This is a genomic window from Actinomadura miaoliensis (assembly GCF_039536785.1).
GTDB lineage: Bacteria > Actinomycetota > Actinomycetes > Streptosporangiales > Streptosporangiaceae > Spirillospora > Spirillospora miaoliensis.
On the sequence record NZ_BAAAZG010000043.1, the window covers coordinates 53,066 to 66,466 of the forward strand.

A 13,401-nucleotide genomic window follows, 5' to 3' on the forward strand; every position below is an offset into this window, starting at 1 on the left:
GGCGCTGAGGGGCTCGCGGAACCGGGGAAGGGGGGCCGACCATGGCGCGCAGGTCCGTCGACCGGCCCGACACCGTCGACCTGATCATCGAGCAGTGGCGGCGGGAGCGCCCCGACGTGGACGTGTCCGGGCTGGCGGTGTTCGGCCGCCTGCACCGCGGCTTCCTGCGCTACCACGCGCTGATCGACGAGGTCTTCGACCGGTACGGCCTGAACATGGCCGCCTTCGACGTGCTGACCGCGCTGCGCCGCAGCGGTCCCCCCTACCGCAAGACGGCCGGGGAGCTGGCCGCGATCTCGCTGCTCAGCACCGGCGGCATCACCCTGCGCCTGGACCGCCTGGAGAAGGCCGGGCTGGTGGTGCGCGAGCGCGATCCCGACGACCGCCGCGTCGTGCACGCCCGCCTCACCGACGAGGGCCTGGCCGTCATCGACCGCGCCGTGGCCGACCACTTCGCCAACGAGCGCCGCATGCTGGCGGGCCTGTCGGAGACCGAGCAGCGCCAGCTCGCCCGCCTGCTCAGCCGTCTCGAACGCTCCCTCGAGGTCGCCGAGCTCGGCGACACCTCCGACACCGCGCCCGGCCGCGCCGCCGAATAACCCCCGCGCGGCGACCACGGGCCGCCGCCGGCGCCAGTGAACGTCCAGCCCCTTGGCCGCAAGGCTTCGCGATGAACACCCGAGGGTCTCACCAGCGGATTTTTGATCAAGGCCGCCCGTTTCCCCGGCATAAATCTTGGTGCTAAGTAGTTGACCGCCAAGATTACGTGTGTCTAGGGTCACCTTCGACCCCAGCTTCTGGGCGAACGGTCCCGAGCGCGGTCCGCCCTCCCCGGCGGGCCGCCGGGCATGCGAGGAGCCCCCCATGACTACTGCGTCCCCCGCGCCGCCGGCGTCCCCGGGCGGCGTCGCGGCGTCGGTCGCCGCGCGCATCGAGCGGCTGCCGACCTCCCGTTGGCATCTGAAGGTCCGCACGCTGATCGGCGTGGTCACCTTCTTCGAGGCGTTCGACCAGCTGCTGATCGCCTCGGCGCTGCCGGTGATCAGCCGCGAGTGGCACCTGTCCGGCCTGCAGCAGACGCTCACCGTGACCGGCGGTTCGGTCGGCATGCTGGTCGGAGCGCTGGTCGCCGGGCGGCTGGCCGACCGGATCGGCCGGGTGCGCATGGTCGTGCTGTGCGTGGCGCTGACCGCGCTGTCCTCCCTGGGGATCGTGTTCGCCCCGGGCTTCGCGGTGTTCCTCCTGCTGCGGTTCGTCCAGGGGCTCGGCATCGGCGGCGAGGTGCCGGTGGCCGCGACGTACATCAACGAGATCGCCCGCGCCGGGCACCGGGGCCGGTTCGTGCTGCTGTACGAGCTGGTGTTCCCCGCCGGGCTGATGGCGGCCTCGGTGCTGGCCACCTGGGTGGTGCCGAACATGGGCTGGCGGGCCATGTTCGCGATCGGTGCGCTGCCCGCGCTGCTGGTGGTGCTGCTGCAGCGCCGGGTGCCCGAGTCGCCGCGCTGGCTGGCGGCGCGGGGCCGCGACGCCGACGCCGAGCGCACCATGCGCCGCATCGAGGACGAGGTGGAACGTGCCACCGGACGGCCGCTGCCCGCCCCCGCCGACCCGGCGGCGTTCACCGCCGCCGCGCCGCGCGGCTCGCTGCGGGACCTGTTCACCGGGATCTACCTGCGCCGCACGACGGTCATCTCGGTGCTGTGGTTCTGCGGCTACTTCGTCAACTACTCCATCAGCTCCTGGCTGCCCACCATCTACACCAAGGTGTACGAGGTGCCGCTGGGCACCGCGCTGAAGTACAACCAGCTCAGCACCGTCGCCGGGTTCCTCGGCTGCCTGTGCGCGGCGCTGCTGGTGGACCGGCTGGGCCGCCGCGCGGTGATCGGCGGCGGGCTGGCGGGCTCGGCGGTGGTGCTGGCCGTCCTGGCGCTGCTGGGCGCGACGTCCGGCGCCCAGGTCGCGCTGTTCGCCTCCATCGCCTCGGCGTTCAACTTCGCCGCCAACATCAGCCTCTACCTGTACACGCCCGAGCTGTACCCGACGCGCAACCGGGCCCTGGGCGTGGCCTTCGGCGGGTCGTGGAACCGCATCGGCGTGATCCTCGGCCCCACGATCACCGGTGCGCTGATCGGCGCGGGCGCCGGCATCGCGGGCGTGTTCCTGATCCTGGCGGTGGTGGCGCTGGTGGGGATGGCGGCCACGTACTTCGCCGTCGAGACTCGCGGCAAGACCCTGGAGGAGCTCAACCCGTGAGGTGAGTGACCGCACAGGGCGAGGGCCGCGGGACGCGTCGGCGTCCCGCGGCCCTCGTCTTTCGTACGTCAGGCGTTCGCCCAGGGCAGCGGGGCCTCGTCCAGGCCCCAGTAGACGCTCTTCTGGCGCGTGTAGGCCAGGATGCCGTCGCGTCCCTTCTCCCTGCCGAGGCCGCTCTCCTTCACGCCGCCGAACGGCGTGGAGATGCTGAACTGCTTGTAGGTGTTGATCCACACGGTGCCCGCCTGGACGCGGCGCGCCACCCGCCAGGCGGTGCGGTAGTCGCGGGTCCAGATGCCGCAGGCCAGCCCGTACACGGTGGCGTCGGCCTGCGCGACCAGGTCGTCCTCGTCGGTGAACGGCAGCGCGACCAGCACCGGCCCGAAGACCTCCTCCTGGCAGATCGCCGCGTCGTTGGCGACGCCGTCCAGGATCGTCGGCAGGTAGTAGGCGCCGCGCTCGTAGCGGGGGCCGTCCGGGACGCGGCCGCCGCAGCGCAGCCGGGCGCCGTCGCGCACGGCCCGCTCCACCATGGCCGCGACCCTGTCCCGGTGCTCGTGGGTGACCAGCGGCGCCACCTGCGTTGCGGGGTCGGTGCCCGGGCCGACGCGCAGCTCGCGGGTGCGGGCGACGAGCTCGTCGAGCACCTCGTCGTAGACGGAGGCGTGCACGAACACCCGGGACCCGGCCACGCAGCTCTGCCCGGACGAGGAGAAGATCCCGAACATCAGCCCGGCCAGCGTCTGCTCGCGGTCGGCGTCGGGGAAGACGATGGTGGGCGACTTGCCGCCCAGTTCCAGCGACACCGGCATGATCTTGTCGGCGGCGACGGCGCCGATGGCGCGCCCGGTGGCGGTGCCGCCGGTGAAGGAGACCTTGCCGACGCCGGGATGGCGGACGATCGCCGCGCCGGTGACCGCGCCGGGCCCGGGCAGCACCGACACCAGGCCGGGCGGCAGCCCGGCGTCCACCAGCAGGCGGCCGAACGCCAGCGAGACCAGCGGGGCCTGCTCGGCGGGCTTGAGCAGCACCGCGTTCCCAGCGGCCAGCGCCGGGGCGGCCTTCTGCGCGTCGCTGGCGATCGGCGAGTTCCACGGGGTGATCGCGCCGACCACGCCGATCGGCTCGTGCACGCTCATGGTCAGGTACGGGCCGCGCGGCGGGGTGAGCGCGCCCTCCATGGTCTCCAGCGCGGCGGCGACGTACCGGAAGGTGCCCTGCGCGCTGGCCACCAGCGCCCGCGTCTCGTTGATCGACTTGCCGGTGTCGGCGGTCTGCAGGGCGGCCAGCTCCTCGGCGCGCTCGGCGATCAGGTCGGCGACGCGCACCAGCAGGCGGGCCCGCTCGTGCGGCAGCAGGTCCCGCCAGGCCGGGTCGGCGGCGGCCGCGGCGCCCGCCCGGACGGCATCGTCGACGTCGGCGGGCGAGGCGGCGTGCAGCCGGGCCAGCTCCGCGCCGGTCGCGGGGTCGCGGGTGACCAGCGTCTCGCCCGCGCCGCGCCGGGGCCGTCCGCCCACCAGGACCTCGTCGGGGTACGTCGGACGCACCGCAACCTCCCATCAGCCGGGGAAATTAATCTTAGCTCTAAGATTTATCGGGAGGCGGGCGCCGCTGTCCACCCCGGCCGCAGTACGCTGGCGGTCCCCTGGAACGGAGGACGCGATGCGGGACGGGTTCGTGGAGATCACCTCGGAGGACGAGCTGCGCGCCCTGGTGGGCCCGCCCAAGCCGCGGGCCGTCACCAAGGAGCGGACGCGGCTGCACCACTGGGACCGCGAATGGCTGGCGCGCTCGCCGTTCTGCCTGGTCGCCACCAGCGACGCCGACGGCTCCTGCGACGTGTCCCCCAAGGGCGACCCGCCCGGCTTCACCCACGTCATCGACGACGCCACCATCGCCGTCCCGGACCGCCCCGGCAACCGGCGGGTCGACGGCTTCCGCAACGTGCTGGCCAACCCGCACGTCGGACTGATCTACCTGGTGCCCGGCCGGACCGAGACGCTGCGCATCAACGGGCGCGCCCGGCTGGTGCGCGACGCGCCGTTCTTCGGCGAGATGGTCGTCAAGGGGCACCGCCCCGACCTGGCGCTGGTGGTGGAGATCGAGCAGATCTTCTTCCACTGCCCCAAGGCGTTCCTGCGCTCGCAGCTGTGGCAGCCCGGCACCTGGGAGCCGGACGCGCTGCCCTCGCACGCCCACATCGTCAAGAGCGTCCAGGACACCGAGGAGTCCCTGGAGCAGCTGGAGCGCTACTACGGGCCGCGGTACGCCGAGCAGCTCTACAAGAGCTGACACCTGGTCCGGCGGCGGCCCGGGGAGGCCGCCGCCGGCCGGCGCGTCAGCCGCTCTTGCGGCGGAACTGGCGGCGCCCGTCGGCGCGGCCGTGGGTGCCGCGGACCTTCGGCCCGCCGCCCCCGCTCGTGCCGTGCCGCTCGCGGGCCTCGTCCCGCTTGCGGTCCAGCGCCTCCTTGAAGCGCCGCTTCAGATCGTCCTCGTTCGCCTCTGGTTCCGCTGGCGAGCCGGTCATGCCGACCTCCGATCTCGTACACGCCCCGCTCCGGGGCGCCTCCAGCCTCGCACGTCCGCGTCCCGGACGCTCCGCCGGACCGGGCCGGACACGCCACTTGGGCGCTTCGCACCCAATGTCCGGCGTGTTCCTTGTAACTACTGATCACGATGGGTTCGTTCGTCTAGAGTGCTCGCGATGAACCACGCGACGCCCCGGGCCGAGGCCCATCCGCCACTGGAATCGCTCGCCGTCGAGCCGCTGATCTGCCGCGACTACGAACAGCGTCCGACCTTCTACTACGAACGGCTGCGCGCCGCGCACGGGCCGGTCGCCCCGGTCGACGTGCTCGGCGTGCCCATCTGGCTGGTCATCGGATACCCGCAGGTGCTGGACATCCTGCGGGACCCGCGCGACGTCTGGAGCAAGCGCCTGGACAACTGGCGCGCCTACACCGAGGGCCGGGTCCCGGCGGACTGGCCGCTGATGCCCGCCATGCAGGCCGACAACTCGATCTTCCGCGACGGCGCCGAGCTGTCGCGGCTGCGCGGTGCGTGGATCGCGGGGCTGCAGCCGTTCCAGGAACGCGGCCGGCCGCAGGCGCGCGAGCTGGAGCACGCCATCTCGCAGTACGCCGACGACCTGATCACGGTGCTGGGCGAGGGCAGCGGCCGCGCCGGCCTGGCGGACCTGGCGGCGCAGTACGCCCGCCCGCTGCCGTTGATGATCAGCAACCGGCTGCTCGGCTTCACCGACGGCCGGGGCGAGGAACTGCTGATGGACATGTGGCGCCTGGTGGACGCCGGTCCGGACGCGGCCGAGGCGCAGGCGCGGCTGCTGGCCGCCGTGCGCGACCTGTGCGCGCGGGCGAAGGCGCGGCCCGGCGACGACCTGCCCGGCCACATGGCCGCCGCGGCGCCCGACCTGACCGTCGAGGAGATGACCCGCGAGCTGTTCATGGTGGTCGCGCTGGTCGGCGACTACTGCGGGACGCTCATCACCGGGACCGTGCTGGAGGTCATCGGCGGGGAGTCCGGAGCGCGCGACAGCGTCTCCGCCGGGATGATCCAGGAGGCGGTCAACCGGGCCGCCCTCGCCAGCCCGCCCATGGCCAACCTGACCCTCCGCTTCCCCCGCACGGACGTGCGGATGGGCCGGTACACCATCGCGGCGGGCGACCCGGTCATCCTGTCGGTCGCGGCCGCGCACGGCGACCCGGCGTTCGCCGGCGGCCAGACGCCCGACTCGGTCTACAGCTCGCGGGCGCACGTGGCGTGGGGCGCGGGCCCGCACGCCTGCGTGGCCCGCGACCTGGCCACCACCATCACCACGATCGCGGTGGGACGGCTGTTCGAGCGGTTCTCCATGCTGCGGCTGGCGCTGCCGCCCGACCAGCTGCCGTGGCGGTCGTCCCCGCTGATGCGCAGCCTGCGCTCGCTGCCGGTGCACTACGAGCTGGCCGAGTGGCGCGCCGCCCCGGCGTCCGACGGCGCCGCGCCGGCCCCGTCCACCGGCGCCGAGGCGCGGACGGAGAGCGAGGCGGAGCAGCAGGAGGCGCGGCTGTCGCTGACGCGCCGCTTCCTGCGCGCCCTGCGCATCGGCTGACCCGCGCGGCCCTCCCGCCTGGCCGCCCGTTCCTCACATGTGGCGCACACGACGTTGACGCCCCCCGTAAAGTTGATCTTTAGTCGGGGGCGTCTCGGGGGGTGTGCTGCAAATCTGAGGACGGAGATCGGGCATGAGGCTGGACGGGAGGGTCGCGGCCGTCACCGGCGGCACCCGCGGCATCGGCAAGGGCATCGCCGAGGCGTTCCTGCGGGAGGGCGCCACGGTCGTGCTGAACGGGCGCAGCCCCGAGAAGGGCGAGCGGACGCTCAAGGAACTGGACGCCGGTGACCGCGCGGCCTTCGTGCCGGGAGACGTGACCCGCAAGGCCGACGTGGAGCGGCTGATCGACGAGACCGTCTCCCGGTACGGGCGCATCGACGTGCTGGTCAACAACGCCGGCGGGTCCTCCGACCCGGCGCCGGTCGCCGAGACCACCGACGAGGAGTGGGATCTGGTGCTGCGCTGGAACCTGTACTCGACGTTCTGGGCCACCCGCGCGGCGCTGCCGCACATGACCGCCCGCGGGCACGGCCGGATCATCAACATCTCCTCGGTGGAGGGCAAGCACGGCAAGCCGGGGATCGGCCCGTACGTGGCGGCCAAGCACGCCGTCAACGGCCTCACCAAGAGCGTGGCGCGCGAGGTGGGCCAGTCCGGTGTGACCGTCAACGCCATCTGCCCGGGCCTGGTCATCACCGACGTCGTCCGCGAGACCGGCCCGGCGGCCGCCGCGGCGATGGGCCTGACCTACGAGGGCATGGTGGACCTGTTCGCCCAGGAGTCGTCCCTCAAGCGGCCCACCACCGTGGAGGAGGTCGCGGCGGTCGCCGTGCTGCTGGCCTCGGACGAGGGCGGCGGCATCACCGGCGCGGCGATCAGCGTCGACGGCGGCACCGCCGCCTACTGAGCCGCCCGGTCCCGCCCGATCGCGCGGGTCTCCTCGACGATCCGCCGCCACGCGGCCCGCACGTGCTCCTCCCGCGTGGCGGGGGCGCCGATCGCCATGCGCAGCAGCACCCGCCCGCCGACCTTGGTGTGGGTGAGGTAGAGGTCGCCGGACGCGTTGAGCCGTTCCATCAGGCGCAGCGTCGCCGCGTCCGCCTCGTCCTCGGGCAGGCCGTCCCAGGCCGGGCGGAAGCACACCAGGCTCAGCGGGTGGTGGTCGAACAGCACGAACCCGGGTTCGTCGCGGATCCACCCGGCGAGCCGCTGCGCCAGCGCCACGCCGGTGCGGATGTGCTCGCGCAGCCCCTCGGCGCCGTACCAGCGGATCACCGACCACAGCTTCAGCGCGCGGAACCGCCGGCCGAGCGGGATCTGCCAGTCGCGGTAGTCGATGACCTCGCCGGACTCGGTGGCCTGGTTGCGCAGGTACTCCGGCAGGATCGACAGCGCCCCCGCCAGCGGTTCGCGGTCGGCCACCCACAGCAGGTTGCAGTCGAAGTTGGTCAGCAGCCACTTGTGCGGGTTGGTGGCGTAGGAGTCGGCGTACTCGGCCAGGCCGTCGTTCAGCCACCGCAGTTCGGGGCAGACGGCGGCCACGCCCGCGTACGCGGCGTCGACGTGCAGCCAGACGCCGTGCCGGCGGCACACCTCGCCGACGGCGGCCACCGGGTCGATCGCGGTGGTGGACGTGGTGCCGACGGTCGCGCACACCAGCGTGGGCACCGCGCCCGCGGCGACGTCCTCGGCGATCATGGCGTCCAGCCGCGCGGGGTCCATCGCCAGGGTCGCCGGGTCGACGTCCACCGTCCGCACCCCGGCCATGCCGATACCGGTGATCTTGGCGGCCTTCTCCAGGGACGAGTGCGTCTGCGAGCTGACGTAGAGCGTGTGCCGCCCGGTGAGGCCGTCGCGTCCGGCGCGTCCGTCGCCGGCGCGTTCGAGCGCGGCCAGGATCGCCACCAGGGCGGCGCTGGACGCCGAGTCCTCGATCACCCCGCCGCCGGGGCCGTCGCTGCGGAACCTGGCGGGCAGGCCGAGCAGCTCGGCCATCCAGTCGGCCATGCGGGTCTCCAGCTCGGTGCAGGCCGGGCTGGTCGCCCACAGCATGCCCTGCACGCCGAGCCCGGCCGACAGCAGGTCCCCCAGGATCGCCGGACCGCTGGCGTTGGCCGGGAAGTAGGCGAAGAACGAGGGGTGCTGCCAGTGCGTGATCCCCGGCATGACGACGCGTTCGAGGTCGGCCAGGACGTTCTCGTACCCCTCCCCCTCCTCGGGCGGGTGCACGGGCAGCGTCGCCAGCACGTCGCCCGGCCGCGCCTGCGACAGCACCGGATAGGTCTCGATCTTCTCCTGGTAGTCGGCGATCCAGTCGACGACCTGCCTGCCGTACCGGCGGAACTCCTCGGGGGTCATGTGTGCGGCCACGCCTCGCTCCTTACGATGGACGTCGGCCCCCAACATATGGCCCGGCGGGGCCGCGCGGTGCGGGGGCCGACGTCTTCCGGGCGAGGTCAGCCCACGATCATGTGGGCGACGACCGGATAGTGGTCGGACGGGTACTGACCGTTCTTCTCGTAGGTGTCGATCTCGGTCCAGAGGGTGCGGACCGTGCCGCGCGACAGGATCCAGTCGATGCGGTCACCGCCCGGCACGGGCGGCTTCCAGCCGCCGAAGGTGTTGGAGGCGGGGCCGCGCCGCTCGGCCGTCTCCCAGGTGTCGGCGAAGGCGTCGGCGCCGGTGAGGATGGAGTACGGGTCGCTCTTCCCGGCGGCCACGTTGAAGTCGCCGGTGAGCACGACCGGGACGCCCGCCTCGAAGCCGCGCACGCGCCGCAGCACCAGCTCGGCGCTCTTGACGCGGGCGTTCTGCGACTGGTGGTCGAAGTGGGTGTTGACGTGGTAGAACACCCGGCCGGTGCGGCGGTCGCGGAACTTGGCCCAGGTGACCATGCGGGTGATGGTGTTGCCCCAGGTGGCCGAGCCGATGACCAGCGGGGTGTCGGACAGCCAGAAGTGGTCGAAGTCCAGGACCTCGAAGCGGTCCTTGCGGTAGAAGATCGCCGAGAACTCGTCGCGGGTGCCGCCCTGGCGGCCCATGCCGATCCAGTCGTGCGCGGGCAGCGCCGCGTCCAGGTCGCGCATCTGCCGCCACAGCGCCTCCTGCACGCCCAGCAGGTCGGGCTGCTGCTCGCGCAGCACCTGCTTCATCAGCGGCAGGCGGGAGGCCCAGTCGCGGGGCGGCGCGTCGGCGTCCAGCCGGATGTTGTAGGTCATGACGCGCAGCCGCGCGTCCCCGGCCGAGGCGGGGCCGGACGCCGTCACGGTGACCGCGCTGGAGACCACGACCACCAGGATGGCAAACAGGCTCAGGAGGGAAAGGCGGACGCGCCGGGGCGCGCCACCCGTAAGGGAGGTGAGGGGCATGTCAGTCCTTTCGCGGACATGTCCGGAGCAATCGCCCCAGTAGGTGATCACGGCCGGATGTCTCCCGGGCGGCCCCCGCCTGTACGCGCCGGATCCCGGCCGCGGCCCCCAGGTGACCTGGGGCCTAGGGGACGCGGAGTGCGTCGATTTGGACCGTCCAGACGTCCTCGGCGACCTCCCTCAGCGTGAGCCGCACCTCCAGGCGGCAGCGGCCCTCCTGGGCCGTCCACAGGGGCATCGCGACGGTGTAGCCGGTGCCGTCCTCCGACTCGCGGACGTCGGCGTCGGCGAACGCCTCGTCGGGCGGGGAGATCAGGTCGCCTCCGTACTCCCGGACGGCGCGCTCGGTCCGCGCCGCGCTCAGGCGGCGCCCCTCGGTGAGGGTCTCCAGTTCCTCGTGGCGGCCGTCGACGAGCAGGGACACCACGGTGCGGACGACGCCGAGGGCGGCGGGTGGCAGCATGCCGCCCACGGTAGCTGTGATCGTCGTCCCGTTTAGGCGGCCTGGCTGGGGAACGCCTCAGACCGTGAACGAGGTGTCCGTACGACGACGCGCCGTGGCCGTGGAAGGCCGCGCGATGGCGGCGTGGTGCGCGGGCCCGGACGCGGGCCTGCCGCCGGTGGTGTGCGTGCACGGCGCGGGAGTGTCGAGCCGTCCGCACATGCCGCTGGTACGGGCGCTGGGCGAGCGCGTCCGCGTCTGGACGGTCGACCTGCCCGGTTTCGGCCGCAGCCCCGCCCCGCCGGAGCCGCCGTCGCTCCGCGCGCTCGGCGACGCCCTGGCGGGATGGCTCGCGGCCGTGGACCTGCCGCCGGTGTGCCTGCTGGGCTCGTCGTTCGGCTGCCAGATCGCCGTGGACGTGGCGGTGCGGCACCGGCGGCACGTGCGGTCGCTGGTGCTGGCGGGCCCGACGGCCGACCCGCACGCCCGCACGTGGCGGGCGACGCTGCGGCGCTGGCTGCGCAACACCGTGCGCGAGGACCCGCGGATGTTCCCGCTCAACCTGGCCGACTACCGCGACTGCGGCACACGCCGCATGCTGGCGGCGTTCGCCGAGTCGCTGCGCGACCCGCTGGAGGACCGGCTGCCCCGCGTGGACGTGCCGGCCCTGGTGGTGCGCGGCGAGCACGACGCGATCGTGCCGCAGGCGTGGACCGAGGAGGTCACGCGGCTGGTGCCCGACGCGCGGCTCGCCGTCGTCCCCGGCTCGCCGCACATGGTCCCCTACCGGCGGCCGGACGCGCTGGCCCGTCTCGTGGAGGGCTTCCTGCGCGAGACGGCGCCGAAGGAGGCGGCCGGTGTCGGCTGAGCGCGCCAGAAGGGTCAGGGCGCTGCCGCCGGGCAGGACGGTGGCCGACTTCGACTCGGCCACCGGCATGCTGCGAGTCCTCGGCAAGTTCCTGCACGGGCAGGACGCGCCGCTGCTGGGACGGTATCCGGCCGCACTGGAGCCGGTGCTGTCCGCGGTGCTGGGCGTGGGCAACCGGCTGCCGCGCCGCGTGCAGGAGAAGGCGTACGCGGCCAGCGGCCGGATGGAGGCGGTGGCGGCCGACCGGCTCGGGGACGTGCGCTCCGACCGGCTCGCCGAGTGGGTCGCCGGCCACTACCCGTGCCGCCGGTACCCGGTGATCTTCGTGGGTTCGTCGAACGGCGCGATGATCCACCTGGCGGCGGCGCTGGACGCGCCGTGGCTGCCGCAGACGCTGCTGATCCCGGTGCGGCGGCGCGACGGGCGTCCCGACGAGCCGGCCCGGGCGATGCGCACGCACCTGGACGCGGGCCGGGCCCTGCTGGACGCCAACACCGACCTGGAACTGCACCACATGCACGACGCCAACCAGGACCGCCTGATGGTGTCGGGCATGTCGTACTTCCGTGTCAAGTGGCACCGCATGCCGGAGGCGTACCGGCGGTTCCTGAAGGAGCGGCTGGCGCCGGGCGGCACGGTCGTCACGGTGGAATGCGGGTTGCGCTGGCCGGTCACGCGGGTCGGCGAGCGGTACTGGTTCCAGAACGGCGCGCCCGGCGGCGCCACCCCGCGCGAGTTCCACGAGGGCGGGCCGCGCGTCGCCGACTACCTGGCCCGGTACGGGTCCCCGTACCGCCGCTGGGAGGCGCCCGAGCCCGACACCGACGCCCCGGAGGCCGAGTGGGGCTTCCAGGACTCCCTGCTGCGCTCCCTCGCCGACGCCCTGCCGGAGGGGGCGGACTGGAAGCGGCTGCGGTTCGGCGAGCCGGAGGACCTCAGCCCGGCCGTCGCCGACCTGTACCGCGACTGGTACCGCGACCGCGGCGTGCCCGACGGGCGGCTGCTGGCGGAGTCGTTCCTGCTGGTGGAGCCGTGGTGGACGCTGCGCACCGGGTCGGTGCCGTTCTGGCTGCTGTTCGGCACCGAGCCGTCCCGGGCCGCGCTGGCCGACTACCTCGACGGCGCCGACCCGTTCGACGAGATCCGGCTGACGCTGTTCTCGCACGGCGTGGAGTCGGTGGGGCTGGCGCCGATCGAGGACTGGCGGCGCGTCCTGGACCGGGCCCGCAAGATCGGGGTGTTCACCGGCGTGGACGAGCGGGCGTTCCCGCGCGACTTCGCCGTGTTCGCCCGCGCGCACCGGGAGCTGGCGCGGGTGCGGCGCGTGTACCCGATGCCGGACCCGCTGGACCCGGCCGACGCCGGGGACTACCTGGCCAAGCGACCCGAGATCTCCTGGATCGATGGGAACGGAGGAAACGACCATGCCTGAGGGCGACAAGACCGGCAAGCACGGCCCGAAGCTGGACGACGAGATGGGCCACGAGACGGAGGGCATGGTGCGCGGCGGCGGGCCCACCCACGCCGAGGAGTGGCGGCAGCCGGAGCCGGTGTCCGACGACCTCGGACACGACCCCACGTCCCGGGGCACCTCGGTGCCGCCGGGGTCGCCGCCCGGAATGGACCCCGAGGACGTGCAGGCGCGCAGCGCCGTGGCGCAGTCCCTGCTCGGGGTGCGCTACCCGGCGTCGCGGAGCGAGCTGATCGACCACGCCGCCGCGGGGCACGCCACCGACGCGATCATGTCGATGCTGGAGCGGCTGCCCGACCGCGAGTACGAGAACATGGCCGACGTGGGCGAGGCCCTCGGCCTCGGCCGCGAACGCCACCGCTTCTGACCGGACGGNCGCTCCGGGGCCCGCACGCTTCTCACACGCGCGTGCGGGTCAGCCCCCGCGCCCGCCCGGGGTGCGCTCGGGCTGAGGGCCGACGGGGCCGGGCGGCCGCGCGTGCGGGACGTGCTCGGCGGGCGGCCCGCACCAGCGGGCCAGCGCCTCGCGGATCGCTGCGGCGCGCAGGTCGGGCGAGGTCTCGTCGGACGCCCACGCGATGTATCCGTCGGGACGGACCAGCGCGCTGGTGCGGGTCGCGCCGCCGGCGGGCGCGCAGCACACCCGGTCGGCCCACAGCTTGGTCGTCAGGTACGTCACGGCCGGGTCGTTGGCGGCGGCGACCAGCACGAACCGCCCGTCGCGCAGCGCCTCGTACAGCCGTCCGGGCGCGCCGGCGAGCCGGACGTCGGGCGCGCGGCGGCCGGTCAGCCGGTGCGCGCCGTGCGGCGCCGGATACGCCACGCCGATGCCCGACAGCGCCAGCGCCAGCCGCCGCGCGACCGGCCCGAACCGGGTGGCGGCGC

14 protein-coding genes are annotated in these 13,401 nt (G+C 73.9%); 8 read left to right on the forward strand and 6 right to left on the reverse strand.

Features of this window, described 5'->3' with window-relative positions; all coding sequences use genetic code 11:
- The first annotated feature begins 41 nt into the window (after positions 1–41).
- On the forward strand, positions 42–599 hold the full coding sequence (locus ABD811_RS28100) for a MarR family winged helix-turn-helix transcriptional regulator (RefSeq protein ID WP_344953672.1): 558 nt from the start codon (positions 42–44) through the stop codon (positions 597–599).
- A 265-nt stretch (positions 600–864) separates the two neighbouring features.
- Positions 865–2,253, forward strand: coding sequence for an MFS transporter (locus tag ABD811_RS28105; protein ID WP_344953675.1), 1,389 nt, complete (start codon positions 865–867; stop codon positions 2,251–2,253).
- Positions 2,254–2,321: 68 nt separating this feature from the next.
- Here ABD811_RS28105 and ABD811_RS28110 read toward each other — a convergent pair whose 3' ends face one another.
- Entirely contained in the window at positions 2,322–3,800 is a 1,479-nt protein-coding gene (locus ABD811_RS28110; protein WP_344953678.1) for an aldehyde dehydrogenase, read from the reverse strand.
- A 115-nt stretch (positions 3,801–3,915) separates the two neighbouring features.
- On the opposite strand from ABD811_RS28110, the gene ABD811_RS28115 reads away from it, so the two are divergent.
- Positions 3,916–4,545, forward strand: a complete 630-nt coding sequence (locus tag ABD811_RS28115; RefSeq protein ID WP_344953681.1) for a pyridoxamine 5'-phosphate oxidase family protein — start codon at positions 3,916–3,918, stop codon at positions 4,543–4,545.
- Between the two features lie 46 nt (positions 4,546–4,591).
- Here the strand turns inward: ABD811_RS28115 and ABD811_RS28120 are convergent, their stop codons facing one another.
- A complete protein-coding gene (locus tag ABD811_RS28120; protein ID WP_344953684.1) occupies positions 4,592–4,780 on the reverse strand; it encodes a DUF5302 domain-containing protein in 189 nt (62 codons plus the stop codon).
- A gap of 177 nt (positions 4,781–4,957) precedes the next feature.
- Between ABD811_RS28120 and ABD811_RS28125 the strand changes: the two genes are divergently transcribed.
- Positions 4,958–6,364: a cytochrome P450 family protein gene (locus ABD811_RS28125; RefSeq protein ID WP_344953687.1), complete on the forward strand. Its 1,407-nt coding sequence runs from the start codon at positions 4,958–4,960 to the stop codon at positions 6,362–6,364.
- 133 nt (positions 6,365–6,497) lie between these two features.
- The gene (locus ABD811_RS28130; RefSeq protein WP_344953690.1) at positions 6,498–7,274 is read left to right on the forward strand and encodes an SDR family NAD(P)-dependent oxidoreductase; all 777 of its coding nucleotides are present in this window, start codon (positions 6,498–6,500) and stop codon (positions 7,272–7,274) included.
- On the opposite strand, the gene ABD811_RS28135 is transcribed toward ABD811_RS28130, so the two are convergent.
- From ABD811_RS28135 to ABD811_RS28145, 3 genes are all read right to left on the reverse strand, one after another.
- Positions 7,268–8,737 carry a pyridoxal-dependent decarboxylase gene (locus ABD811_RS28135; protein ID WP_344953693.1) on the reverse strand — a complete coding sequence of 490 codons (1,470 nt, stop codon included), beginning with the start codon at positions 8,735–8,737 and terminating at the stop codon, positions 7,268–7,270. The two genes, ABD811_RS28130 and ABD811_RS28135, sit on opposite strands and share 7 nt — an antisense overlap.
- 86 nt (positions 8,738–8,823) lie before the next feature.
- Positions 8,824–9,654: an endonuclease/exonuclease/phosphatase family protein gene (locus ABD811_RS28140; RefSeq protein WP_344953696.1), complete on the reverse strand. Its 831-nt coding sequence runs from the start codon at positions 9,652–9,654 to the stop codon at positions 8,824–8,826.
- Between the two features lie 205 nt (positions 9,655–9,859).
- Positions 9,860–10,198, reverse strand: coding sequence for a DUF7668 domain-containing protein (locus ABD811_RS28145; protein ID WP_344953698.1), 339 nt, complete (start codon positions 10,196–10,198; stop codon positions 9,860–9,862).
- A gap of 73 nt (positions 10,199–10,271) precedes the next feature.
- On the opposite strand from ABD811_RS28145, the gene ABD811_RS28150 reads away from it, so the two are divergent.
- Genes ABD811_RS28150 through ABD811_RS28160 form a run of 3 tightly spaced genes read left to right on the forward strand, consistent with a single transcriptional unit; the run spans position 10,272 to position 12,883 of the window.
- Entirely contained in the window at positions 10,272–11,045 is a 774-nt protein-coding gene (locus ABD811_RS28150; RefSeq protein ID WP_344953701.1) for an alpha/beta fold hydrolase, read from the forward strand.
- Positions 11,035–12,477 carry a hypothetical protein gene (locus ABD811_RS28155; RefSeq protein ID WP_344953704.1) on the forward strand — a complete coding sequence of 481 codons (1,443 nt, stop codon included), beginning with the start codon at positions 11,035–11,037 and terminating at the stop codon, positions 12,475–12,477. Before ABD811_RS28150 ends, ABD811_RS28155 begins: the two co-directional genes overlap by 11 nt.
- Positions 12,470–12,883: a DUF2795 domain-containing protein gene (locus ABD811_RS28160; RefSeq protein WP_344953707.1), complete on the forward strand. Its 414-nt coding sequence runs from the start codon at positions 12,470–12,472 to the stop codon at positions 12,881–12,883. The genes ABD811_RS28155 and ABD811_RS28160 overlap by 8 nt, the downstream gene beginning before the upstream one ends.
- Positions 12,884–12,931: 48 nt before the next feature.
- Here the strand turns inward: ABD811_RS28160 and ABD811_RS28165 are convergent.
- Positions 12,932–13,401: aromatic-ring hydroxylase C-terminal domain-containing protein (locus ABD811_RS28165; RefSeq protein WP_486303619.1), on the reverse strand; the 470-nt coding region annotated here is incomplete at its 5' end.

Bases quoted from the DNA above. Each gene is read 5' to 3' on its own strand.
- ABD811_RS28100 (WP_344953672.1), top strand. From the start codon at position 42: ATGGCGCGCAGGTCCGTCGACCGGCCCGACACCGTCGACCTGATCATC.
- ABD811_RS28105 (WP_344953675.1), top strand. From the start codon at position 865: ATGACTACTGCGTCCCCCGCGCCGCCGGCGTCCCCGGGCGGCGTCGCG.
- ABD811_RS28115 (WP_344953681.1), top strand. From the start codon at position 3,916: ATGCGGGACGGGTTCGTGGAGATCACCTCGGAGGACGAGCTGCGCGCC.
- ABD811_RS28120 (WP_344953684.1), bottom strand. From the start codon at position 4,780: ATGACCGGCTCGCCAGCGGAACCAGAGGCGAACGAGGACGATCTGAAG.
- ABD811_RS28125 (WP_344953687.1), top strand. From the start codon at position 4,958: ATGAACCACGCGACGCCCCGGGCCGAGGCCCATCCGCCACTGGAATCG.
- ABD811_RS28130 (WP_344953690.1), top strand. From the start codon at position 6,498: ATGAGGCTGGACGGGAGGGTCGCGGCCGTCACCGGCGGCACCCGCGGC.
- ABD811_RS28145 (WP_344953698.1), bottom strand. From the start codon at position 10,198: ATGCTGCCACCCGCCGCCCTCGGCGTCGTCCGCACCGTGGTGTCCCTG.
- ABD811_RS28160 (WP_344953707.1), top strand. From the start codon at position 12,470: ATGCCTGAGGGCGACAAGACCGGCAAGCACGGCCCGAAGCTGGACGAC.